The sequence below is a fragment of the Actinacidiphila sp. bgisy160 genome (genome assembly GCF_057707815.1).
This window is the reverse complement of the sequence record NZ_JBYIQW010000012.1, coordinates 30,828-52,549: the sequence shown is the minus strand read 5'-3', so window position 1 is coordinate 52,549 and position 21,722 is coordinate 30,828. Positions and strand designations below refer to the sequence as shown.

Genomic DNA, 21,722 nt, shown 5'->3' with positions numbered 1-21,722 from the left:
GCCTCAGCCCATGGACTCGTGGACGAAGCACCAGCGCCAGTTCTCGCCGGGCTGGTACGAGCGGATCACGGGGTGACCGGTGGCCTCGTAGTGCCCGGTGGCGTGCCGGCCCGGCGAGCTGTCGCAGCATCCGATGTGGCCGCAGGTCAGGCACAGCCGCAGATGGACCCAGTCGTGGTGCCCGGCGGCCAGGCAGTCCGCGCAGCCGTCGACCGGGGGCGTGGCCGTGACGTCGGCCGGGGCGTGTTCGAGCTCGGGACATGCTGCTGGTGTCACGCGGGGCCCCCTGCGTCGTCTGCGGATCACTGCGGTGGAGGCCCAGGCTACGTCAGCCCCGCGCTCGGCGCGGCCGGGCCCGCGGCTCAGTCGAGGAGTTCGCCCTCCAGGAGGCCCATGGTGAACATGTCGTACCACCGGCCGTCGCGCCGGAAGACCTGCCGCAGCCGCCCCTCCTCGACGAAGCCGACCTTCCGGTAGACGTGGTGGGCCGCCTCGTTCTCGGTCACGACGGTGAGCGAGATCTTGTGCAGGCGCATCTTCTCGAAGCCTTGACATCCTCGCCGCCCTGAGGGACGGCGATTCCCGCCTACCGCGCCGTTGAAGGCTGCGGTGCCGATTGGGTTCCTGCTTCGCCGCGCGGTGCCGGGACGAGTCCCGGTCTTACCCGCGCTCCACAGGCTGACACGGCCAGTCCGGCCGCCTTGGCAACGTTGACCGCCGCGTTGATGTCCCGGTCCAGGACGGCCCCGCATGCCCCGCAGGTCCACACACGGACGCGCAGGGGCTTGGGGCCGTCCTTGACGCCGCACTGCGAGCACACCTGAGATGTGGGCTCGAAGCGGCCGATCCGGACGAAGGTGCGCCCGTACCGGGCGGCCTTGTACTCCAGCATGCTCACGAACGCCGACCATCCGGCGTCGTGCACGGACTTGGCCAGGCGTGTACGCGCGAGTCCTTTCACCGCCAGGTCCTCCACGGCGACCGCTTGGTTCTCGCGGATCAGCTTCGTGGACAGCTGGTGATGGAACTCCCGGCGCGCGTCCGCGACCCGGGCGTGTGCCCGTGCGACGCCGACCCTGGCCTTGTCCCTGTTCTTGCTGCCCTGCTCCTTGCGCGCAAGGGCGCGCTGCGCCTTCTTCAGGCGCTTCTCTGCCCGGCGCAGGAAGCGCGGGCTGTCGACCTTCGTGCCGTCCGAGAGGACCGCGAAGTGCCCGAGGCCGAGGTCGATGCCCAGCTCGGGCGTTGTCTGCGGCCATGGTTTCCCGGGGCCGGTCTCCACGACGAAGCTCGCAAAGTACCGGCCCGCCGAGTCCTTGACCACCGTCACGGTGGCTGGTGTCGACGGCAGCGTCCGCGACCACTTCACCTTGACGTCGCCGATCTTCGGCAGGCGCAGCTTCCCGCCGGTCGTGATCGACCAGCGAGCGTTCGCGGTGAAGCGTACGGCCTGCCGGGTGTCCTTGCGTGACTTGTACCGGGGCGCACCCATGCGCGGGCGCTTGCCTTTCAGCCCGTCGAAGAAGTTCTTGTACGCGGTGTCCAGATCCCGAAGGGACTGCTGGAGGACGACCGCCGACACCTCGCCGAGCCAGGCCCGTTGCGGGGTGTTCTTCGCCTCGGTGATCAGCGCCTTGGACAGGTCGCCGGTCTTGGGGAACGGCAGCCCCTGACTGTGGGCGGTCTCCCGAGCGCGGAGCGCGTCGTTGTAGACCACCCGCGCGCACCCGAACGCCCTCGCCAACGCCATGCGCTGACCCGCGCTCGGGTACAGGCGGAAGCTGTACCGAAGCTGCACACGGACCACGATACGCAGTTGGTTTATGCGTATCGATGAGAACATTCGTACAGGTCGTCACCGCATCTTCCGCATGCATGCCCACGTGGTTTTCGTGACGAAGTACCGGCACTCCGTCTTCGACGACCGGCACCTGACGCGGTGCGAGGAGATCATGCGGGCCGTGTGCGAGGACTTCGAGGCCGAGCCGGCCGAGTTCAACGGCGAGGCCAACCACGTCCACCTCCTGGTCAACTTCCCGCCGAAGGTCGCCGTGTCCAGACTGGTGAACTCCCTCAAGGGCGTGTCCTCGCGCAGGCTCCGCCAGGAGTTCCCCGATATCGTCCGCCACTACTGGCGGGCACAACATCTGTGGTCCGGCTCGTACTTCGCCGGATCGGCCGGCGGTGCGCCGCTCAGCATCGTGAGGCAGTACATCGAGCAGCAGAACCGGCCGCTCTGACCCGGGCTGAGGCGAACAGCGCGGATCCGTGCACACAGCTGAGGCCAGAGCGGGCCAAAGATTCGCTTCACCACCGGGCTGAAGCCCGGTGCACTGCGAATAGACCCGGTAGCGGCACATCGTGCGCAGGGCGTCGGTGGCGTAGCCGCGGCCCCAGTACTCCTTCTCGCCCAGGTAGATGTCGAGTTCGGCGCAGCCGGTCTCGGGCTCGGCGTCGCGCAGCCGCACCAGGCCGATGAGCCGGCCGTCCTCCCGCGCCTCGATGCCGTAGAGCACGTCTGCGTAGGCGTTGCGGGGCCGCTCCTCCATGCGCTTCCTCACCTGCGCGAGGGGCTGGGCGTAGTCGTCGTCCATCCAGCGCATGACCTCGGGGTCGTGGTTCCAGCGCCACAGCGCCTCGGCGTCCGAGGGCTCCATCGGGCGCAGGTTCACCAGTCGTCCGGGCACCATGGGGCGGCCCCTCCTTCGGATCGGCATGATCGACGTCGCGGAACCCCGGCAAGGTTGGCACCGCCGCCGACGGCTCAACCGAATTGCCCGTCGCCGCGGGCGTTCAGCTCGCCTTGGCCCGGCCCTCGCCGTCCGCGGCGAGCACGCGCTCGACGTCGGCCCACGAGGCCCCGTGCTCGGCGAGGACGTCCGCGACCACTCCGGGGCCGATGGTGAGGGCGAGCAGGATGTGCTCGTCACCGATGTGGCGGTCGCCCCGCGCCACCGCGGCCCGCAGGGAGCGCTCCAGGACGCCCTTGGCCCCACGGGTGAACGGCCGTCGTCCCGCGGGCCGCCACCGCCGGGGTCCGCGGCCGGTGGCCAGGGCACCGTTGCCGTGGACATCCTCCACGCGGGCCACGATCTCGGCGACGTCGATGCCGAGACCCGCCAGCGCCTCGGCGTCGGCCCGTGAGACCCCGCCGCGCCGACGGGTCTGCGCCAGCGCCTCCTCCAGGGCCTCGCGGCGCCGGTCGACGCCCAGCGCGGCCAGCACGGAGGCGGCGCGGGTGCCCTCCCTGTCGAGCAGCGACAGCAACAGGTGGTCCTCGGTGATCGCCGGGGCCTGCGTCCGTCCGGCGTGCCCGACCGCGCCCTCGACGACCTCACGCGCGCTCTTGGTGAACCTCTCGAACATCCTCAATGCCTCCCGTACTTCTTGTGGACGGCCTGCCTGCTGACGCCGAGTTCGTGGGCGATCTCCTGCCACGACCACCCCTGCGCCCGCGCGCTCCTGACTTGTACGGTCTCCAGCTGCTCCAGCAGCCGCCGCAGCGCGGCGACGGCCCGCAGCCCGACCCTCGGGTCGCGGTCACCCGCCCGCTCGGCGAGATCGGTTGCCTCGGTCATGCCTGTCAATTTACGTTGACAGGCATCGAAGTGTCAACCCGAGTTGACAGACGGGAGGGCGGCGGCCTCAGGCATGACTTCGCGCGGCGGCGCGGCGCTGCCGCTTGCCCAGCGGCGCCAGGGAAAGATCCTCGGCCTGGGACCTGAGGTTCTTGTAGCCGTAGTCGCGCCCGTCCAGCCACGCCCTGGCCGCCTCCTCGGCGCGTTCGGTGGCGTCCAGGATGTCCTCCTCCGCCTCGCCGGAGTCCAGGAAGCGGAAGGTGAAGGCGGGACGCGCCGCGATGTCGTAGGTGAGGTGGCCCTCGGGGGTGAAGGCGGCGCGCAGGACGTCGTGCTCCGGTGCGCGGGCGAGGAGTTCGGCGCGCTGCTCGGCGGTGAGTCCGTCGAAGACGCCGCGGACGGTGACGCGGAAGGTGCGAGTGCTCATCCGCCGACCTTAAGCAGCGCCTTCCGTCCCGCTCCACCGCATTTCGCGGGGCGCGTGTCCGCGCGGTAGAAGCGGCCCGGCCGGTGGCCGGCGAGCCCGTGGACCCGTCTGGCCCCGCGCGGCTACAGGCCGGGGCCGAAATTGTCGATCATTGCATCAGGACGCACGGAACTGGTTCCCGACACCGCCGAGGAGTCGCGCCGATGACCACGTGGACGAAGGACGAACTGGACCGCATCGAGCACGCCGACGAGCTCGCCATCGCGCCGCGGCAAGACCCCGGCACTTTGGACCCGCCGACCACCATCCGGGTGGTCCGCGACGGCGCCGACCTGTACGTACGGGCCTACCGCGAGCGCGGCGGCGCCTGGTTCCGCGCCGCGCAGGCCCGGCACGAGGGCCGGATCAGCGCCGGCGGCGTCGAGCGCGACGTCACCTTCCTCGAGGTCGACGACCCGGACGTCAACGAGCGGCTCGACGTCGTCCATCGCGGCAAGCACGGCCGCCGCAGCGCGGAGTACGTCGAGTCCCTGGTGGCCGGGACCGCGCGCGCCGCCACGCTCAAGCTCGTGCCGCGCTGAGCGCCCGCGCAGCGGAACACGGACACGGGACAGACATGACGACCATGGTCATCGTCGGGGCGGGGCAGGGGCTCGGTGCCGCCGTGGCGCGCCAGTTCGGCCGCGACGGCTTCGACCTCGCCCTCGTCGCCCGCGACCAGGACCGGGTGGACACACTGGCGGCCGCCCTGGACAAGGACGGCGTGACCGCACAGGGGTTCGCGGCCGACGTCCGAGACCCGGCCGGCCTCGAAGCCGCGCTGGACGCCGCCGCGGCCGCGCTCGGGCCGATCGAGGTGCTGCAGTACAGTCCCGCGCCGCACGCGGACTTCATGAAACCCCTCCTGGAGACCTCGCCCGCCGACTTCACGGGACCGCTGGAGTTCTCCCTGTACGGCGCGGTCACGGCCGTCCTGGCGGTGCTGCCCGACATGCGCTTCCTGGGCCGCGGCACGATCCTCTTCGTCAACGGCGGCAGCGCGGTGCGGCCGCTGCCGGCCCGCGCGGGGACCTCCGTGGCGTACGCGGCCGAGAGCGCCTACGCCCGGATGCTGCACGAGACGCTGGCCACCGAGGACATCCACGTCGCGCAGCTGATCATCCCCGGGGTCATCACGCCCGGGCATCCCAGCAACGATCCCGCCACGCTGGCGGCGGCCCTGTGGGCGATGCATCAGGACCGGACGGGGTTCCGGCACTTCGCGGGCGTCCTGGAGGGCGAGGGCTGAGCACAGGGGCGTCGGCGCGGCGGCCGCGGGCGGGTGGGAGGACCGACCCGAACGGCCGCCCCGTCGGCGAGCCGACTTCGGGGGTGACGGTGCGTGAGGTAGACAACGAGCCCGGACACGGACGGTGTGTGTCCGCCGATCGCGCCGCGGCGCCGCCCCGAGGAGCCAGCCGTGACCCAGGAGTTCTCCGGATCCACCGCGCTGGTCACCGGGGCCACCGCCGGCATCGGACGGGGGGTCGCGCTGCGACTGGCGGCGCTGGGCGCCGAGGTCGTCGTCCACGGGCGGGACGCGGAACGGGGTGCGGAGGTCGTCGCGGAGGTGGGCGCCGCGGGAGGGCGGGCCCGGTTCGTCGCCGCCGACCTGTCCGATGCCGGTGACGTGCTGCGCCTGGCCGAGGCGGCGGGAGCGGTGGACGTGCTGGTCAACAATGCGGGCGTCTACCGGTTCGCGGGCGCCGCCGACTCCACGGCCGGGATGTTCGACCTGCACATGGCCGTCAACACCCGGGCGCCCATGCTGCTGGTCGGGGCCCTCGTGCCCGGCATGGCCGCGCGCGGCCGTGGGGCGGTCGTCAACCTGAGCACGCTGGCGGCGAGCGCCCCCGCGCGGGGGGCCGCCGTCTACGGAGCCTCCAAGGCGGCGCTGGAGATCATGACGCGCGTGTGGGCCGACGAGTTCGGGGCCCGCGGGGTGCGCGTGAACGCCGTGGCCTCCGGGCCGGTCCGCACTCCGGGAACCGTGGAGATGGGCGAGGACGTGCTCGCGGCTGTCGCCCGCAACACCGTCCTGGGCCGCGTCGCCGAGGTCGACGAGATCGTCGAGGCGATCGTCTTCCTGGCCTCGGACCGCGCGGGGTACGTCACCGGCGCCGTCCTCGACACGTACGGCGGTCGGCAGGCGATCGGCTGAGGGCGGGCCCCGCCCCGTCGCACCGGCCCCTGCCCCTGCCCCTGCCCTCCGGAACCGAAGGGACTCCCGTGAAGGTGCCGCCCCATCCGGGCCTCGACGGGGACACCGTCTACCTGGACCACAACGCCACCACGCCCGTCGACCCGAGGGTGATGGAGGCGCTGGTGCCCTGGCTCACCACCGGGTTCGGCAATCCCTCCAGCGGGCACGCGTGGGCCGACGGGCCGGCAGCGGCGCTCGCGCGGGCCCGCCGCCAGGTCGCGAGGCTCATCGGTGCGGCGGCCGAGGGAATCGTGTTCACCGGGTCGGGCTCGGAGGCGAACAACCTCGCGCTGCGAGGCGCGGTGCTGGCCGCGGGTGCCGACCGTCCGCAGGTGATCACCCAGGTCACCGAGCACCCGGCGGTGCTGGAGACCTGCCGCGCGCTGCGACGGCTGCACGGGACCCAGGTGACGTATCTGCCGGTGGACCGGGAGGGCCGCGTCGAGCCGGCCGCGCTGGCCGCTGCGCTCACCGGGCGCACCGTGCTGGTCTCCGTCATGGCCGCCAACAACGAGACCGGCACGCTGCAGCCCGTCGCGGAGCTCGCCCGGCTCGCCCGCTCGCGGGGCGCGCTGTTCCACTGCGACGCCGCCCAGGCCGCCGGGAAGGTCCCGCTGGACGCGGGCTCGCTGGGGGTGGACCTGCTGACAGTGGTGGGGCACAAGATGTACGCGCCGAAGGGGGTCGCCGCCCTGTACGTGCGCCCGGGGCTGCGCCTGGAGCCCCTGGTGTACGGGGGCGGCCAGGAGCACGGGCTGCGGGCCGGCACGGAGAACGTCGCCCTCGCGGTCGCCCTGGGGGCCGCCGCCGAGCTGGCCGCCGCGGAACTCGCCGACGGCGCCGACGGACGCGCCGAGGCGCTCCGCGACCGGCTGCACCGGGGCCTGACCCGTGCGTTGCCCGGCCGGGTCCACCTCAACGGGTCCGTCCGCCATCGCCTGCCCACCACGCTGAACGTCAGCATCGATGGTGTCCCGGGCCACGAGCTGCTCGCCGCGGTGCCGCGGATCGCGGCCTCCACCGGCTCGGCCTGCCACAGCGGCAGCCGCGCCGCGTCCCCCGTGCTACGGGCGATGGGCCTGAGCGACGACCGGGCCCTGACCGCCGTACGGCTGACGGTAGGGCGCTGGACCACCACCGGCGACATCGACCTGGCGGCACGGCTGCTCACCGCCGCCGTCACCGCCCTCCCCGCACGCGCCGGCTCCCCCACCTGAGACCCCCCACCACAGGACTTGCGAGCGGCCCACCGCCCGGTAGCGTCGGGAGGAGGTGGGACCACCGCACGGAGGAGCAGGCGGATGGGCGTGAAACGGTGGATCGACGCCTGGCCGGTGTACCGGCAGCTCACCGGGACGGACCCGCTGGGCCGGGGCAAGGCCGCGCAGTCGGCCCGCTCGGCCGGGCTCGGGGCCCGTACGGAGAGCGCCGACCGGGTGGCCGGTTCGGTGTGTCCCTACTGCGCCGTGGGCTGTGCGCAGCGCGTCTTCGTCAAGGACGGGAAGGTCGTCCAGATCGAGGGCAACCCGGACAGCCCCATCTCCCGCGGCCGGCTGTGCCCGAAAGGCTCGGCCAGCAAGCAACTGGTCACCGGGCCCCAGCGGGAGCAGCGGGTCCTCTACCGCCCGCCGTACGGCACCGCCTGGCAGGAGCTGGACCTGGACACGGCCATGGACATGGTGGCCGACCGCGTGCTCGACGCACGGCGCAAGGGCTGGCAGGACGCCGACGCGGACGGGAACAAGCTCCGCCGCACCATGGGTCTGGCCAGTCTCGGCGGGGCGACGCTGGACAACGAGGAGAACTACCTCATCAAGAAGCTGTTCACCGCCCTCGGCGCCCTGCAGATCGAGAACCAGGCCCGTATTTGACACTCCGCCACGGTTCCCGGTCTGGGAGCCTCGTTCGGACGTGGCGGCGCCACCGACTACCAGCAGGACCTGATCAACTCCGACTGCGTCATCATCATGGGCTCCAACATGGCCGAGGCCCATCCGGTCGGGTTCCAGTGGGTCATGGAGGCCAAGGCGCGCGGCGCCAAGGTCTTCCACATCGACCCGCGGTTCACGCGCACGAGCGCGCACGCGGACCAGCACGTCACCATCAGGGCGGGCACCGACATCGCCTTCCTCGGCGGCGTGATCAACCACATCCTCACGCACGACCTGTACTTCCGGGAGTACGTCGAGGCCTACACCAACGCGCCCTACCTGCTGAGCGAGCAGTACCAGGACACCGAGGACCTGGACGGGCTGTTCAGCGGCTACGACCCGCACACCGCGGCCTATGACGCGTCGAGCTGGTCGTACGCGAGCGTCCCCATGGACGCGCGGCCGGGCCACCACCTCAAGGAGGTGTCCGCCCCGTATCAGCACGGCGCGGGCGGCCCGTTCATCCAGGGTGCCGCGGGCGGCATCGAGTCCGACCCCACGCTGGAGCACCCGCGCTGCGTGTTCCAGGTGCTCAAGCGGCACTTCTCCCGCTACACCCCCGAGATGGTGGAGCGGATCTGCGGCGTGCCCCAGGATCTGTTCCTGGAGGTGTGCCGGGCCTGGACGGAGAACTCCGGGCGGGAGCGCACCGCCGCGCTGGTGTACAGCGTCGGCTGGACACAGCACTCGGTGGGCGTGCAGTTCATCCGGGCCGGGTCGATCATCCAGTTGCTGCTGGGCAACATCGGGCGCCCGGGCGGCGGGATCTTCGCGCTGCGCGGCCACGCCAGCATCCAGGGCTCCACGGACGTGCCGACCCTGTTCAACCTGCTGCCGGGCTACCTGCCGATGCCGGACGTGACGCACGAGGACCTGACCACCTACCTGGACGGGATCCGCGGCCGCGGGCAGAAGGGGTTCTGGGGCGCCGCCGACGCCTACATGGTGTCGCTGCTCAAGGAGTACTGGGGCGACGCCGCGACGGCGGAGAACGACTACTGCTTCGACTACCTGCCCCGGATCAACGGCGACCACGGCACCTACCGGACCGTGATGGACATGGTCGACGGCGGCAAGGTCTTCGGCTACTTCCTGCTCGGGCAGAACCCCGCGATCGGCTCGGCCCACGGCCGGCTGCAGCGCCTGGGCATGGCGAACCTCGACTGGCTGGTCGTCCGCGACCTCACCATGATCGAGAGTGCCACGTTCTGGAAGGACGCGCCGGAGGTCGAGACCGGGGAGATCGTCACCGAGCGGTGCGGCACCGAGGTGTTCTTCTTCCCCGCGGCCTCGCACGTGGAGAAGGCCGGCACCTTCACGCAGACGCAACGGATGCTCCAGTGGCGCGACCAGGCCGTCGAGCCGTCCGGGGACCAGCGGTCGGAGCTGTGGTTCTTCCACCAGCTCGGCGTACGGCTGAAGGAGAAGCTGGCCGGCTCGACCGACGAGCGCGACCGTCCCGTGCTGGACCTGGCCTGGGACTACGAGACGGAGGGCGACGAGCCCTCCGCCGCGGACGTGCTGCGCCACATCAACGGCATCGACCTGCGCACCGGGCGGACGGTCGACGGCTACCTCGACCTGAAGGCCGACGGCAGCACGATCTGCGGCTGCTGGATCTACAGCGGCGTCTACGCCGGCGAGACCAACCAGTCCCGGCGCCGCACCTCCCGCTTCGAGACCGGTCCGTACGACGCGGAGTGGGGCTGGACGTGGCCCCTCAACCGGCGTGTGCTGTACAACCGCGCCTCCGCCGACCCGCAGGGGCGGCCCTGGAGCGAGCGGAAGAAGCTGGTCTGGTGGGACGCGGAGGCGGGTGAGTGGACCGGCCACGACACCCCCGACTTCGAGAAGAACAAGCCGCCGGACTACAGGGCTCCGCACGGGGCGTCCGGCATCGAGGCCCTCGACGGCGACGACGCGTTCATCATGATGCGCGACGGCAAGGGCTGGCTGTTCGCCCCGGCCGGCCTGGCGGACGGCCCGCTGCCCACGCACTACGAGCCGCACGAGTCGCCGATGCGCAACCTGCTCTACGGCCAGCAGGGCAACCCGGTGCGCAAGGTCTACGGCCGGCCCGACAACCCGTCCAACCCCACGCCGCCCGAGGCGCACTCCGCGGTGTTCCCGTACGTGTTCACCGCGGCGCGGCTGACCGAGCACCACACGGCGGGTGCGATGAGCCGGCAGCTGCCCTACCTGGCGGAGCTCCAGCCGGAGTTGTTCGTGGAGGTCTCGCCGGAGCTGGCGGCCGAGCGGGGGCTGCGCCATCTGGACTGGGCCCACGTGGTCACCAGCAGGACCGCGGTCGACGCGCGCGTGGTGGTGACCGACCGGATGGCGCCGCTGCGGGTCGACGGACGGGTCGTGCACCAGGTCTGGATGCCGTACCACTGGGGCCAGACCGGCCTCACCAAGGGCGACGTGGTCAACGACCTCATCGGCGTGGTGGCCGACCCGAACGTGTTCATCCAGGAGAGCAAGGTGCTGACCTGCGACGTCCGGCCCGGGCGGCGCCCGAGGGGACCCGACCTGCTCGAGTACGTCGCGGACTACCGCCGGCGGGCCGGCATCACGGCGGAGACCGGCGCCCGGATAGCGACGGCGGGCGGCCGCGTCGAACGGGCGCACATCGAACCGGACCGGCCGGAGGAGCCGTCATGACGCAGGACAACAGCTTCTACGGGCCGCTCGCGGACCCCGCCGGGAACGCCGGCCACCGCGACCACCCGCCGCGGGTGGGCTTCTTCACCGATACCTCCGTGTGCATCGGCTGCAAGGCGTGCGAGGTGGCCTGCAAGGAGTGGAACGCCATCCCCGAGGACGGCATCGACCTGCTGGGCATGTCGTTCGACAATACCGGCATGCTGGGCGCGAGTTCGTGGCGGCACGTCGCCTTCGTCGAGCAGCAGCGCCCGCTCGGCCGCCAGGACGCGGGCCTGGCCGGCCTGCCCCTCGGCCCGTCCCGCACGGAGGAGACGGCCGAGGTGGTGGCCGACGCCCTGGAGGTCGCCAAGCGGGGCGGCGGCGACCTCGGCACGGCCCCGGTGGACCTGGGCTTCCCCTCCTTCGACCTGCCCGGCGCCGGGACGGGCGCGGAGGCCCGCACCGAGTTCCGCTGGCTGATGTCCTCCGACGTGTGCAAGCACTGCACGCACGCCGGCTGCCTGGACGTATGCCCCACCGGCGCGCTGTTCCGCACCGAGTTCGGCACGGTCGTCGTCCAGCCCGACATCTGCAACGGCTGCGGCTACTGCGTGTCCGGCTGCCCGTACGGCGTCATCGACCGGCGGCCCGACGACGGCCGGGCCTGGAAGTGCACGATGTGCTACGACCGGCTCCGCGACGACCTGGAACCTGCGTGCGCCAAGGCCTGTCCTACCGACTCCATCCAGTTCGGCCCGCTGGACGAGTTGCGCGAACGTGCCGACCGGCGCCTGGAGACACTGCACCAGGCCGGGGTGACCGAGGCACAGCTCTACGGCCGCGACCCCGACGACGGGGTCGGCGGGGACGGCGCGTTCTTCCTGCTGCTGGACGACCCGGAGGTGTACGGGCTGCCGCCGGACCCGGTCGTGCCGACCCGCGACCTGAAGTCGATGTGGAAGCACGCGGGCGTGGCGGCGTCGGCGCTGCTCGCGGCCTCGGCCGCGGTGTTCCTCGGCGGGGTGCGGAGGTGAGCGGCGACCGGACCGTGCGGCACGGCCGGGGCGGGCGCGACGACGACGGGAGCCGCGAGCGCTCCATGGTGCCGAAGGCGACGTTCCGCTCCTACTACGGGCGTCCGGTGCTCAAGCCGCCGGTGTGGGAGTGGAAGGTCCCCGCCTACCTGTTCACCGGCGGGCTGTCGGCCGGCGCCGCCCTGCTCGCGGCGGGCGCGGACCTGACGCGGCGTCCCGAACTGGCCCGGGCAAGCCGGGTCGGCGGCTTCGGTGCGCTGCTGGCGAGCGTGTACCTGCTGGTCGCGGACCTCGGGCGGCCGGAGCGCTTCCACCACATGCTGCGGGTCGCCAAGCCGAGTTCGCCCATGTCGGTGGGCACGTGGATCCTGGTCGCGTACGGGCCCGGCAGCGCGCTGGCGGCCGCGGCCGAGGTGCTGCCCGCGGGCGTGCGCGCCACACTGCCCGGGAAACTGCTGCGCGCCTCGGCTCGCCCGGCCGGGCTGTCGGCGGCCCTCTTCGCCCCCGGCGTCGCCTCGTACACGGCGGTGCTCCTGTCGCAGACGGCCGTACCGGCGTGGCACGACGCCCGCCGCGAACTGCCCTTCGTCTTCACCGGGTCGGCCGCGGCGAGCGGCGCGGGGCTGGGCATGCTGCTGGCCCCCGTGGCCGAGGCGGGGCCCGCCCGGCGACTGGGTGTGGCCGGCGCGGCGGCCGAAATCGTCGCCTCCCGGCTCATCGGCCGCCGACCGGGCCTGGTGACGGAGGCGTACACCATGGGCCGCCCGCACCGGCTGCGCAGGGCGTCGGAGTACCTCACCCTGGGCGGCGCGGTGACCGCGCTGACCCTGGCCCGGCGCAGCCGCGCCGCGGCGGCCGTGGGCGGGCTGGCCCTGCTGGCGGGCAGCGCGCTCCAGCGCTTCGGCACGTTCGAGGCGGGCGTCGTCTCCACGAAGGACCCCGCCTACGTGGTCAAGCCCCAGCGCGAACGCCTCGACGCCCGCACCGACGGCGACGGCGCCCCCGGCGGGGGGTGAGCCCCGGTCGTCCACCTTTCGCGGGCCCGTGGTCGGCGCGGCGGCCGAGATCGTGACCTTCCGGCTCGTCGACCCGCGAGCGGGCCTCGCTGACGAGACGACGCGCGCAAGGTGCCGGGGTGCGCGTCCACCCCCGCCTTGCCCCTGGTTACAGGCCCTCCCCGGGGGCTCCACCCGGGGTACGACCGCCTGCTCGGGCCGGTCCTTCCGGCCCCGATCGGGAGGGGAAAGGTGCCGCCGAGGCAACCGCGGGCCCCGGATCACCATCCCGCGGCCCTGGGCTCCGCGCCGGTGTGGCGGGAGCGCGCCACGGCATCAGGCGCCGTACGCTGGGCCGCAGCAAGGCCGGACGAAGGTGCTGCCGATGGACCGCGACCAGACCGCCACCGCTGCCTCCCCGTCGGCCGACGTGCGCCGCCGGGTGCCCCGCACCGACGCGCTGCTCGCCGACCCCCGGCTCGCCGCCGCCGCGGAGCGGCTCGGGCGGACCGTGGTCAAGGAGGTCGTGGCCGGGGTGCAGGAGCGGGCGCGTGCCGGAGAGGCGCCCGTCGACGAACTCGCCGAACTCGCCGTCGCGGCGCTCCCGGCGACCGCCGCCGGGCTGCGTCCGGTGCTCAACGCAACCGGGGTGCTGCTGCACACCAACCTCGGCCGCGCCCCGTTGTCGCGGGCGGCCCGCGACGCCGTGCTGGCCGCCGCCGGGACGACCGACGTGGAGCTGGACCTCGCCACCGGCGCGCGCTCACGGCGGGGGCGCTCCGCGCTGCGGGCGCTTCTGCGGCAGGTGCCGGACGCCGAGGCGGCGCATGTGGTCAACAACGGCGCCGCGGCGCTGGTGCTGGTGGCCACGGCGCTGGCCCGGGGCCGGGAGATCATCGTCAGCCGCGGAGAGCTGGTGGAGATCGGGGACGGCTTCCGGCTGCCCGACCTGCTGGTCTCCACCGGCGCCCGGCTGCGCGAGGTCGGGACGACCAATCGCACCGCGCCGGAGGATTACGCCGCGGCCGTGGGGCCGGACACCGGGTTCATCCTGAAGGTGCACCCCTCCAACTTCCGCATCACCGGCTTCACCCGCGACGTGCCCGTGGCGGAACTGGCGCGGCTCGGCGCGCCGGTGGTGGCCGACATCGGCTCCGGCCTGCTCGTCCCCGACCCGGTGCTGCCGGACGAACCCGACGCGACCGGGTGGCTGCGCGCGGGGGCGTCCCTGGTCACCGCCAGCGGTGACAAGCTGCTGGGCGGGCCGCAGTGCGGCCTCGTGCTGGGCCGCGCCGACCTGGTGCGGCGGCTGGCCCGCCATCCGCTGTCCCGCGCGCTGCGCGTGGACAAGCTGACCCTCGCGGCCCTGGAGGCGACCCTCCGCGGCCCCGCCACACCGACCCGGAGAGCACTGCACGCCGACCCCGCACGGCTGCGGGAGCGGGCCGGGCGTCTCGCCGCCGGGCTGCGCGCCCACGGGTTCGACAGCCACGCGGCCGACTCCCAAGCGGTGGTCGGCGGCGGCGGCGCGCCCGGCGTCACCCTGCCCAGCGCCGCCGTGTCGCTGCCCGCCGCGTACGCCGCCCTGCTGCGGCGGGCCGATCCCGCGGTGCTGGGCCGGGTGGAGGACGGCCGGTGCCTGCTCGACCTGCGGGCCGTGCCGGAGGAGGCGGACGAGGAACTGGCGACGGCCGTGCGCCGGACCGGCACCCTGCCGGGGACGGGGAGCTGAGATGCATGTCGTCGCCACCGCCGGCCACGTCGACCACGGCAAGTCGGCACTGCTGCGGGCCCTGACCGGAATGGAGCCCGACCGCTGGGCGGAGGAACGGCGGCGCGGCATGACGCTGGACCTCGGGTTCGTGTGGACGCGGCTCCCCGGCGCCGGCGACCTGGCCTTCGTGGACGTACCCGGACACGAACGCCTGGTGGGCAACATGCTCGCCGGCGTCGGCCCGGTTCCCGCGGTGCTCTTCGTGGTCGCCGCCGACCAGGGCTGGCAGCCGCAGTCCGAGGAGCACCTCGCCGTCCTGGACGCCCTCGGCGTACGCCATGGCGTCCTCGCCGTCTCGCGCCGCGACCTGGCCGACCCCGACGCCACCCGGAAGGAGGCCAGAGCCCGCATCGCGGAGTCCTCCCTCGGCGAGGTGGAGTGCGTGGCCGTCAGCCCCGTCACCGGCGCCGGGCTCGACGACGTGCGGGCGGCCCTGGTCCGGCTGGCGGGCGGCCTGCCCTCCCCTGATCCCGCGGCGGACGTGCGGCTGTGGGTCGACCGCTCCTTCACGGTGCGGGGCCGGGGCACGGTCGTCACCGGAACGCTGGCCGCGGGCACCGTCCGGGTCGGCGACCACCTCCACCTCGCCCGCGACGGACGGCCGTTGCGCGTGCGCGGCCTGGAGTCCCTGAAGGAGCCCCGGCAGGAGGTCGGCGCGGTCGCCCGGGTGGCGGTCAACGTGACCGGACCCGGCGCCGGGTCCGTGCGGCGCGGGGACGCGCTGCTGACCCCGGACCGCTGGCTGACCACCGACCTCGTCGACGTGCGGCTGCGCGGCGACGCCGCTGGCGACCTGCCCCGCGAGCTCATGCTGCACGCCGGTTCGGCCGCCGTGCCGGTGACGGTCCGTCCGCTCGGCGACGACAGCGCGCGGCTGCGACTGGCCACGGCGCTGCCCCTGCGGGTCGCCGACACCGCCCTGTTGCGCGACCCGGGACGTCACCGTATCCCCGCGGGGGTCACCGTCCTCGACGTCCGTCCGCCCCGGCTGACCCGCCGTGGCGCGGCGGCGGCACGGGCCGGTGAGCTGCGGGCCCGCCCCGAAGCCGCGGACGGGGCGGCGGAACTGCGCCGCCGAGGGCTGGTCCGGCGCGCGGACCTGCTCGCCATGGGCGTACGGCCACCGGGCGACCCGGTGACGGGCGACTGGCTGGCGGACCCCGGCCACTGGACGGCGCTGCGCGACCGGCTGCGCGCGACGGTCGAGGAGCACGCCGTACGCAACCCCCTGGAGCCGGGCATGCCCCTGGAGGCGGCCCGTCAGGCGCTCGGGCTGCCGGACCGTTCCCTGGTGGAGGCGCTCGCCGCGGCCGCGCCCGGCCTGCGCCAGGGCGACGGCCGGCTGTACGGGAGCCGCGCGCGCCCGAGGCTGCCTCCCGCGGCCCAGGCCGCCGTCGAGTCGGTGCGCGCCGACCTGGCGCGTACGCCGTTCCGCGCGCCCGAGGCCGATCGGCTGGAGCAACTCGGGCTGACCCCGAGGCTCCTCGCGGCGGCCGAATCCGCGGGGGCGCTGCTCAGGATCGGCGAGGGCATCGTGCTGCTGCCGGGCGCGGACGCGCGGGCGGCGGCCGTACTGGCGCGCCTGGGGCAGCCGTTCACCGCGAGCGAGGCACGCCGGGCGCTGGACACCACCCGGCGGGTCGTCATCCCGCTGCTGGAGCACCTCGACCGGCAGGGCCGCACCGTCCGCCTGGACGGTGCCCTGCGCCGCTGCGCGGGCTCCCCCGACGCGGGGCACGGGCGCGATGCGCGGTGACGCCCGGGGGCCGGCCGGCCGGCGGAGACGGACGGGAATCGAACCCGCCTGCCCGAGTTGCTCGGACACCTCGGTTTTGAAGACCGGGGGGGCCACCAGGCTCCCTGACGTCTCCCTGCCGGGCCGGACGCCCATCGAACCTCCGGCCCCCACCCAAGTCAACGCGCCACACGGCGGTGTCACCCGGGCACGGGCCACCGCGGTGCCGGTGCCCACCGCGAGAGGACCACGACGGTCATGACGGGAACCGGCGTCCGGCAGGACAGCGTGCGGCTGACGCAGTACGCCCACGGCGGCGGCTGCGCCTGCAAGATCCCCCCGGGGGAACTGGAGGAGATGGTGGCCGGGCTGACCCCCGGGGGCCCGGCGGACTCCCCCGGGAGGGACCTGCTCGTCGGACTGGACACCGGCGACGACGCGGCCGTGGTCCGGCTGCCCGGCGGTCCCGGCGCGCGGGCGGTGGTGACCACCGCGGACTTCTTCACGCCGGTGGTCGACGATCCCTACGACTGGGGCAGGATCGCCGCGGCCAACGCCCTCTCGGACGTCTACGCCATGGGCGGCACCCCGCTCGTGGCGGTGAACCTCCTGAGCTGGCCGCGGGACCTGCTGCCGCTGGAGCTGGCCCGGGAGGTGCTGCGCGGCGGGCTGGACGTCGCGACCCTGGCGGGCTGCGCCGTCGGGGGCGGCCACAGCGTCGACGACCCGGAGCCGAAGTACGGCATGGCCGTCACCGGCACCGCCGACCCGGACCGCCTGCTGCGCAACGACGCCGGCCGGCCCGGGGTGCCGCTGTCGCTCACCAAGCCCCTGGGACTGGGCGTGCTCAACAACCGCCACAAGACGACCGGCGAGGTCTTCCCGCAGGCCGTGGAGACCATGACCACGCTCAACCGGGACGCCGCCGAGCGGGCGCTGGCCGGGGGCGCGGTGTGCGCGACCGACGTGACGGGTTTCGGGCTCCTGGGCCACCTGTACAAGCTCGCCCGCGCCTCCGGGGTGACCGCGGTGGTGCACGCCTCGGCGGTCCCGTACCTCGACGGGGCCGGGGCGGCCGCGGCGGACGGCTACGTCAGCGGCGGCACCCGCCGCAACCTCGCCTGGGTCGCCCCGCACACCGACTTCGGCGGCGCGGACGAGGTGACCCGGCTGCTGCTGGCGGACGCCCAGACCTCCGGCGGCCTGCTGGTGGCCGGGGAGGTGCCCGGTGCCCCCGTCATCGGGGAGCTGGTACCCGCAGGTGAGCACCGGCTCGTCGTCCGCTGATCGCCGCACGGAAGGCCCGACGAGCCGGAACAGTGGGTTGCCACGCTGTTTCTCCGGACTCGCCCACCAGCCCGGAGCACATCGTGACCATCACCCACGCCGACGTACGGGCCGCGGCCGCCCGCATCGCCGGGCACACCCGCCCCGCCACGCGGCGTGCTCGCCGGGTGGACCCGGGTGCCGATCGGCTTGAAGGAGCGGGTGCCGGAGTGCTCGCTGCGCTCCCCCGGCTGGAGTGTGCGGGCCGTCAGCTTGTCACCTGCCCGGCTTCGACGAGCCCGATACGAGGGCCATTGGGCGGGGCGAGCCGCGACCCCGGACCACGCGGCGCGCAGGCCCCCGGTTCCGGTGGCGCGCTGCGGGGTCCGGCGCCTTACTGGGAGGTATGCAGGCGACGACCCGCACACCCTTCCCCCGGCGCGACGGCACACCTCCCCGTGGCACGGTGACCCCGTGACGGACCGTGACGGCTTCGGACGCGCGCACGGAGTACTGTGCGGGGCGGCCGCGGGCGCGGCGGGCACGACGGCGCTCAACACCGTGGGCTACCTGGACATGCTGCTGCGCGGCCGCTCCGCCAGCTCCGCCCCGGCGACCACCGTCGAGCGGCTCTCCGAGGCCACGCACGTGCCGATCCCCGGCGACGACGGCGCCCGCCGCAACCGCATCTCCTCCCTGGGCGCACTCACCGGCATCGCGGCCGGGGCGGGCATGGGCGCGACGCTCGGGCTGGCCCTGGGTTGCGGCTGGCGCCCGCCGGCCGCCGCACTGACGGCGACGGCGACCGTGGGCGCGCTGATCGGCACCAACGGCCCGATGACCGTGCTGCGCGTGACCGATCCGCGCACCTGGTCGCGGTCGGACTGGATCTCCGACATCGTGCCGCACATCGCGTACGCCCTGGTCACCACTGCCGTTCTCACGGGGCTCCGGGCGGGACGCGTACGCATGCCGCGATAGGCGCCGGCAGTGGTGGGCGCGGCGCCGGGCCGGCGGGCCGATGGGATCGGTGAGCTCCATCGCGATCCGGCGCGGGACGGGGCGCGCGAAGGGACGCCGTCCGAAAGTGACCAGGAGGCCTTCGACGACGTGCCGGCGACGGTCGTCCGCACCGACGTGCGGGGCGAGGCAGGACGCGGGACGCCCCCCGCCCCGGGTTCACAAGGTGGCGTCGAGATCCTCGGCGTAGTACGCCACGGCCCCCCGGTAGCGTGCGATGTCCGGGTCGGAGCTGCTGTCCGCCAGCAGCGTCAGCAGGATTCGCATGGCCTCGCGGTGTCCGCCGGTGTTGTACAGGGCCATCGCCAGGAAGGTCCGCAGCGCGCCGTCGTGGGGGAAGTCGATGAGGGCCACGCGCAGCAGGCGCACGGCCTCGTCGTACCGGCCGAGGACCCGGTAGGTGCTGCCCAGGCCCAGCAGCGCACCACGCCGGTCTTCCTCGGACAGCCCCGCCCCGCGCAGGGCCAGCTCGTAGAACGGCACCGCCTCCGCCTCCAGGCCGAGTACATCGTGCGCCCACGCCGCCTGGTAGGCCACCTCCGCGTCCCCCGGGAACCGCTCGGCGAGGGCGACCAGCCGCTGCCTCGCCGCCTCCGCCTCCCCGTGCTCACGCAGCGCCACCGCGGCCGCCAGCAGTTCGTCCCGCCCCTGATCGTTCTCGTTCATGAGCACATCCTGGCAGCTCCGCACCGGGGCGACACACGACCCCGGCAACAGTACGGACGTGAAGGAATACGCCCGCTGTCGACCGCTTGCTTCGCTTGGGACGCCATGCCACGGAAAGCCCGACTCCGCTTCACCTGGAGTGGTTTGACACCTCGCAAGACGCCGGCGGGGGCTGGGAACCCGGTATGGGTGGCAGAGCCGCGCATTGTCCGCGCGCACCGCGACGCCGGGGTCGACAGCGACCAGGCACCGGGCGAGCACGGCAGCACAACGAACTTCGGGGTGTCGGCCGCCCCCACGGCCACGGGAGCGGCGTCGTCTTCAGCGCGAGCCCCTCGCAGTCATCCGCTTCCACCGCTGAGACGCGGCCACTGGACGCGGCCACCCCGCCCCGGACACCCGTCCCGGCTCGGTTCACGCGGCCGCGGCGCCAGGGATCGGCACGGGGCGGGGGTGGTGGAGGCGCAGGCGCTCGACCCTGCCCGCGGGGTCGTGGGTCATCAGCCAGGCCACGGCGGGCGGGCAGTGGTCGGGGTTGTCCGGCGGGTTGGCGATGTCCATCTCCCAGACGGTCAGCGAGCGCCCGGCGACGGCGTGGGCGAGGCGCTGGCGGACACCGGCGGTCAGGTCACAGTCCATGCCTCGGATCAGCAGGTCCCTGCCTCCCACGCGCTCCTTTCCGCTGAGCAGGGCGACCTCGGGGGACCAGCGTTCCCGCAGGAGATCGGCGAAGTGGCCGCGTTCGGCCGCGGCGAGGGTCTCGTGCGCCTCGGTCCTGCTGGCCCGGGTGCGCCGCGCGGTGTCGTCGTGGGCGCCGTCCGCGGTGTCGGCGAGGGCCCGGGCGAGCTTGGCCCGGGCCTGGCTGAGCCGGCTGCGGACGGTACCGACGGGCAGCCCGCAGGCGGCGGCGATCTGCTCGTACGAGCTGACGCCGGCGGTGAAGTGGCGCAGCACGAGCGGAAGCCGCAGCGTTGGGGAGAGCTGCTCGATGGCCTCCCAGATCCAGTCCCGCAGCGCGTTGTGCTCCAGCCAGCGCTCGGGGCCGGAGTCCGCCGCGCGCACGACGAGGTCGTCGAGGGGACCGGTCGGGACCGTGCCGCGCAGCAGGGAACGGGCGCCGTTGCGGACGACCATCCGCAGCCACGGCCCTACCGCGGCGGGGTCGCGGACGTCGCCCACGCGGCGCAGCGCCGTCAGCGCGGCGTCCTGCAGCACGTCGTCCACGTCGGGCCCCGGGCCCAGGATGCTCAGGGCGACGGCGCGCATACCGGCCCGGTGCCGCTCCAGGAGCAGGCCGAGCGCGGCGACGTCACCGACCTGCGCTGCCCGGGTGAGCGCGACGTCCTCGGCGCCGGCGGCCACGGACTCGTCCAGACTCATTGCGTCCCTTCCGCTGTCGTCCCTCTCCGGCGGATGCTACGGCGCCGGCGCGACGACCCGGAAACGCCTCCGGCGCGGAAGGGCTCGACAGCCCGCCACGGGAAGCGCGGCCGCCGGCGGCGCACGGCCGACCGGATGGCCCGGGCGCGCGCCGCGCCCTGCGGCAGCCGGCGGGTCCGGGAGAGGAAGGTCACCGTGCGTCGTCGTTCCCGATCACGCCGACAACGCCATGACCTCACGTTACGGCCGGACAAGCCCGCCGCGCGGGTTCCGGCGGCTGGCGCGGTTCGGTGGCCGGGGTGTTCGGCTTCCCCGGCGAGCGCGTCGAGCTGAACCCCAACAAGCCGGCCCACCCCATCAGGGGCGTTCGGGCCGCTCCGCGAGGAGCGTGACGACACGGCGCTTCGCGCCCGCGGCGGGCTCCTGGACCAGGCGCGCCGTGACGGTGAGCCCGGCCTCCTCGAGCAGCGCGGCGAGCCTCGGTGCCGGCAGCATGTGGAGCCCGTACGAGACCGGGTGGCCGCCGTACGCGCGCTCCGGACGCAGGTGCTCGTCCTCGCCCACCCAGCCGGCGAGCATCAGATGGCCACCCGGCGCCAGGACCCGCCGGAACTCGGCGAACACGACGGGCAGCAGTTCGGGCGGCGTGTGGTGGGTGGAGTAGTAGGCGAGGACTGCGCCGAGTTCGCCGTCGCCGATGTCGAGCGCCGTCATGGACCCCACGGTGAAGCGCAGGTGCGGATGGGCCCGCCGGGCCACCTCGACCATCCGCGGCGACAGGTCGACGCCGTACGCGGGCACCCCCAGGCCGGCGAGGTGCGCCGTCACGTATCCCGGGCCGCACCCCAGGTCCGCCAGCGGTCCGCGGCCGGCGGTGCGGACGGTCTCGGCGAAGGCGGCCAGCATGGCGCGGGAGAGCGGATCCAGCCCGGCCGGGGTGCTGACCTGTGCGGCGTAGTCGGCGGCGACGGTGTCGTACGACTCCCGTACCGCGGCGAGGTAGGCGTGTTCGGGCACCGGGCGAGCCTAGC

21 protein-coding genes, 1 tRNA gene and 1 pseudogene are annotated in these 21,722 nt (G+C 74.1%); 12 read left to right on the top strand and 11 right to left on the bottom strand.

Annotated elements, in window-relative coordinates:
* Positions 1 to 3: 3 nt before the first annotated feature.
* From AC3EUJ_RS13050 to AC3EUJ_RS13040, 3 genes are all read right to left on the bottom strand, one after another.
* Positions 4 to 276, bottom strand: coding sequence for a UBP-type zinc finger domain-containing protein (locus tag AC3EUJ_RS13050; protein WP_431961293.1), 273 nt, complete (start codon positions 274 to 276; stop codon positions 4 to 6).
* Between the two features lie 86 nt (positions 277 to 362).
* Positions 363 to 536, bottom strand: a complete 174-nt coding sequence (locus tag AC3EUJ_RS13045) for a GNAT family N-acetyltransferase (protein WP_431961410.1) — start codon at positions 534 to 536, stop codon at positions 363 to 365.
* Between the two features lie 50 nt (positions 537 to 586).
* Positions 587 to 1,795 carry an RNA-guided endonuclease InsQ/TnpB family protein gene (locus AC3EUJ_RS13040; protein ID WP_431961292.1) on the bottom strand — a complete coding sequence of 403 codons (1,209 nt, stop codon included), beginning with the start codon at positions 1,793 to 1,795 and terminating at the stop codon, positions 587 to 589.
* 25 nt (positions 1,796 to 1,820) lie between these two features.
* Between AC3EUJ_RS13040 and tnpA the strand changes: the two genes are divergently transcribed.
* Positions 1,821 to 2,237, top strand: a complete 417-nt coding sequence (tnpA, locus tag AC3EUJ_RS13035) for an IS200/IS605 family transposase (RefSeq protein WP_431961291.1) — start codon at positions 1,821 to 1,823, stop codon at positions 2,235 to 2,237.
* Between the two features lie 120 nt (positions 2,238 to 2,357).
* Here tnpA and AC3EUJ_RS13030 read toward each other — a convergent pair.
* From AC3EUJ_RS13030 to AC3EUJ_RS13015, 4 genes and pseudogenes are all read right to left on the bottom strand, one after another.
* A pseudogene (locus tag AC3EUJ_RS13030) lies at positions 2,358 to 2,654 on the bottom strand (GNAT family N-acetyltransferase); the annotation flags it as partial.
* Positions 2,655 to 2,790: 136 nt separating this feature from the next.
* Positions 2,791 to 3,363: a Clp protease N-terminal domain-containing protein gene (locus AC3EUJ_RS13025; protein WP_431961289.1), complete on the bottom strand. Its 573-nt coding sequence runs from the start codon at positions 3,361 to 3,363 to the stop codon at positions 2,791 to 2,793.
* Positions 3,364 to 3,365: 2 nt separating this feature from the next.
* The gene (locus AC3EUJ_RS13020) at positions 3,366 to 3,575 is read right to left on the bottom strand and encodes an HTH domain-containing protein (RefSeq protein ID WP_018557908.1); all 210 of its coding nucleotides are present in this window, start codon (positions 3,573 to 3,575) and stop codon (positions 3,366 to 3,368) included.
* Positions 3,576 to 3,642: 67 nt separating this feature from the next.
* On the bottom strand, positions 3,643 to 4,002 hold the full coding sequence (locus AC3EUJ_RS13015) for a DUF6204 family protein (protein ID WP_431961288.1): 360 nt from the start codon (positions 4,000 to 4,002) through the stop codon (positions 3,643 to 3,645).
* A gap of 203 nt (positions 4,003 to 4,205) precedes the next feature.
* On the opposite strand from AC3EUJ_RS13015, the gene AC3EUJ_RS13010 reads away from it, so the two are divergent.
* The 9 genes from AC3EUJ_RS13010 to selB all read left to right on the top strand — a co-directional run bounded on the left by AC3EUJ_RS13010 (position 4,206) and on the right by selB (position 16,380).
* Complete coding sequence (locus AC3EUJ_RS13010) at positions 4,206 to 4,583, top strand: DUF2255 family protein (RefSeq protein ID WP_431961287.1); 378 nt, start codon at positions 4,206 to 4,208, stop codon at positions 4,581 to 4,583.
* A 35-nt stretch (positions 4,584 to 4,618) separates the two neighbouring features.
* Entirely contained in the window at positions 4,619 to 5,290 is a 672-nt protein-coding gene (locus tag AC3EUJ_RS13005) for an SDR family NAD(P)-dependent oxidoreductase (protein WP_431961286.1), read from the top strand.
* Between the two features lie 171 nt (positions 5,291 to 5,461).
* Positions 5,462 to 6,202 carry an SDR family NAD(P)-dependent oxidoreductase gene (locus AC3EUJ_RS13000; RefSeq protein ID WP_431961285.1) on the top strand — a complete coding sequence of 247 codons (741 nt, stop codon included), beginning with the start codon at positions 5,462 to 5,464 and terminating at the stop codon, positions 6,200 to 6,202.
* Between the two features lie 68 nt (positions 6,203 to 6,270).
* Positions 6,271 to 7,461, top strand: coding sequence for a cysteine desulfurase family protein (locus AC3EUJ_RS12995; RefSeq protein ID WP_431961284.1), 1,191 nt, complete (start codon positions 6,271 to 6,273; stop codon positions 7,459 to 7,461).
* An 84-nt stretch (positions 7,462 to 7,545) separates the two neighbouring features.
* The gene (gene fdh / locus AC3EUJ_RS12990; RefSeq protein ID WP_431961283.1) at positions 7,546 to 10,839 is read left to right on the top strand and encodes a formate dehydrogenase; all 3,294 of its coding nucleotides are present in this window, start codon (positions 7,546 to 7,548) and stop codon (positions 10,837 to 10,839) included.
* Positions 10,836 to 11,855 carry a 4Fe-4S dicluster domain-containing protein gene (locus AC3EUJ_RS12985; protein WP_431961282.1) on the top strand — a complete coding sequence of 340 codons (1,020 nt, stop codon included), beginning with the start codon at positions 10,836 to 10,838 and terminating at the stop codon, positions 11,853 to 11,855. The genes fdh and AC3EUJ_RS12985 overlap by 4 nt, the downstream gene beginning before the upstream one ends.
* A complete protein-coding gene (gene nrfD, locus AC3EUJ_RS12980; protein ID WP_431961281.1) occupies positions 11,852 to 12,871 on the top strand; it encodes an NrfD/PsrC family molybdoenzyme membrane anchor subunit in 1,020 nt (339 codons plus the stop codon). Before AC3EUJ_RS12985 ends, nrfD begins: the two co-directional genes overlap by 4 nt.
* A 364-nt stretch (positions 12,872 to 13,235) precedes the next feature.
* Positions 13,236 to 14,582 (top strand): L-seryl-tRNA(Sec) selenium transferase, encoded by a 1,347-nt coding sequence (gene selA / locus AC3EUJ_RS12975; RefSeq protein WP_431961280.1) that lies wholly within the window; start codon positions 13,236 to 13,238, stop codon positions 14,580 to 14,582.
* A 1-nt stretch (position 14,583) separates the two neighbouring features.
* Positions 14,584 to 16,380 carry a selenocysteine-specific translation elongation factor gene (gene selB, locus AC3EUJ_RS12970; protein WP_431961278.1) on the top strand — a complete coding sequence of 599 codons (1,797 nt, stop codon included), beginning with the start codon at positions 14,584 to 14,586 and terminating at the stop codon, positions 16,378 to 16,380.
* Positions 16,381 to 16,402: 22 nt separating this feature from the next.
* Here selB and AC3EUJ_RS12965 read toward each other — a convergent pair.
* A tRNA-Sec gene (locus AC3EUJ_RS12965) sits at positions 16,403 to 16,495 on the bottom strand.
* 122 nt (positions 16,496 to 16,617) lie between these two features.
* On the opposite strand from AC3EUJ_RS12965, the gene selD reads away from it, so the two are divergent.
* A complete protein-coding gene (gene selD / locus AC3EUJ_RS12960) occupies positions 16,618 to 17,646 on the top strand; it encodes a selenide, water dikinase SelD (protein WP_431961277.1) in 1,029 nt (342 codons plus the stop codon).
* Between the two features lie 453 nt (positions 17,647 to 18,099).
* A complete protein-coding gene (locus AC3EUJ_RS12955) occupies positions 18,100 to 18,606 on the top strand; it encodes a hypothetical protein (protein ID WP_431961276.1) in 507 nt (168 codons plus the stop codon).
* Positions 18,607 to 18,804: 198 nt separating this feature from the next.
* On the opposite strand, the gene AC3EUJ_RS12950 is transcribed toward AC3EUJ_RS12955, so the two are convergent.
* The 3 genes from AC3EUJ_RS12950 to AC3EUJ_RS12940 all read right to left on the bottom strand — a co-directional run bounded on the left by AC3EUJ_RS12950 (position 18,805) and on the right by AC3EUJ_RS12940 (position 21,708).
* On the bottom strand, positions 18,805 to 19,311 hold the full coding sequence (locus AC3EUJ_RS12950; protein ID WP_431961275.1) for a tetratricopeptide repeat protein: 507 nt from the start codon (positions 19,309 to 19,311) through the stop codon (positions 18,805 to 18,807).
* A gap of 414 nt (positions 19,312 to 19,725) precedes the next feature.
* Positions 19,726 to 20,691: an RNA polymerase sigma factor gene (locus AC3EUJ_RS12945; RefSeq protein WP_431961274.1), complete on the bottom strand. Its 966-nt coding sequence runs from the start codon at positions 20,689 to 20,691 to the stop codon at positions 19,726 to 19,728.
* 357 nt (positions 20,692 to 21,048) lie between these two features.
* Positions 21,049 to 21,708, bottom strand: coding sequence for a class I SAM-dependent methyltransferase (locus tag AC3EUJ_RS12940; RefSeq protein ID WP_431961273.1), 660 nt, complete (start codon positions 21,706 to 21,708; stop codon positions 21,049 to 21,051).
* Positions 21,709 to 21,722 lie beyond the last annotated feature (14 nt).

What these genes read in the sequence shown, in the direction of transcription:
- AC3EUJ_RS13045 (WP_431961410.1), bottom strand. Translation starts at nt 536, where the DNA reads ATGCGCCTGCACAAGATCTCGCTCACCGTCGTGACCGAGAACGAGGCG.
- selD (WP_431961277.1), top strand. Translation starts at nt 16,618, where the DNA reads ATGACGGGAACCGGCGTCCGGCAGGACAGCGTGCGGCTGACGCAGTAC.
- AC3EUJ_RS12985 (WP_431961282.1), top strand. Translation starts at nt 10,836, where the DNA reads ATGACGCAGGACAACAGCTTCTACGGGCCGCTCGCGGACCCCGCCGGG.
- AC3EUJ_RS13025 (WP_431961289.1), bottom strand. Translation starts at nt 3,363, where the DNA reads ATGTTCGAGAGGTTCACCAAGAGCGCGCGTGAGGTCGTCGAGGGCGCG.
- AC3EUJ_RS13020 (WP_018557908.1), bottom strand. Translation starts at nt 3,575, where the DNA reads ATGACCGAGGCAACCGATCTCGCCGAGCGGGCGGGTGACCGCGACCCG.
- AC3EUJ_RS12945 (WP_431961274.1), bottom strand. Translation starts at nt 20,691, where the DNA reads ATGAGTCTGGACGAGTCCGTGGCCGCCGGCGCCGAGGACGTCGCGCTC.
- AC3EUJ_RS13015 (WP_431961288.1), bottom strand. Translation starts at nt 4,002, where the DNA reads ATGAGCACTCGCACCTTCCGCGTCACCGTCCGCGGCGTCTTCGACGGA.
- selA (WP_431961280.1), top strand. Translation starts at nt 13,236, where the DNA reads ATGGACCGCGACCAGACCGCCACCGCTGCCTCCCCGTCGGCCGACGTG.
- selB (WP_431961278.1), top strand. Translation starts at nt 14,584, where the DNA reads ATGCATGTCGTCGCCACCGCCGGCCACGTCGACCACGGCAAGTCGGCA.
- tnpA (WP_431961291.1), top strand. Translation starts at nt 1,821, where the DNA reads ATGCGTATCGATGAGAACATTCGTACAGGTCGTCACCGCATCTTCCGC.
- AC3EUJ_RS13005 (WP_431961286.1), top strand. Translation starts at nt 4,619, where the DNA reads ATGACGACCATGGTCATCGTCGGGGCGGGGCAGGGGCTCGGTGCCGCC.
- AC3EUJ_RS12950 (WP_431961275.1), bottom strand. Translation starts at nt 19,311, where the DNA reads ATGAACGAGAACGATCAGGGGCGGGACGAACTGCTGGCGGCCGCGGTG.
- AC3EUJ_RS13010 (WP_431961287.1), top strand. Translation starts at nt 4,206, where the DNA reads ATGACCACGTGGACGAAGGACGAACTGGACCGCATCGAGCACGCCGAC.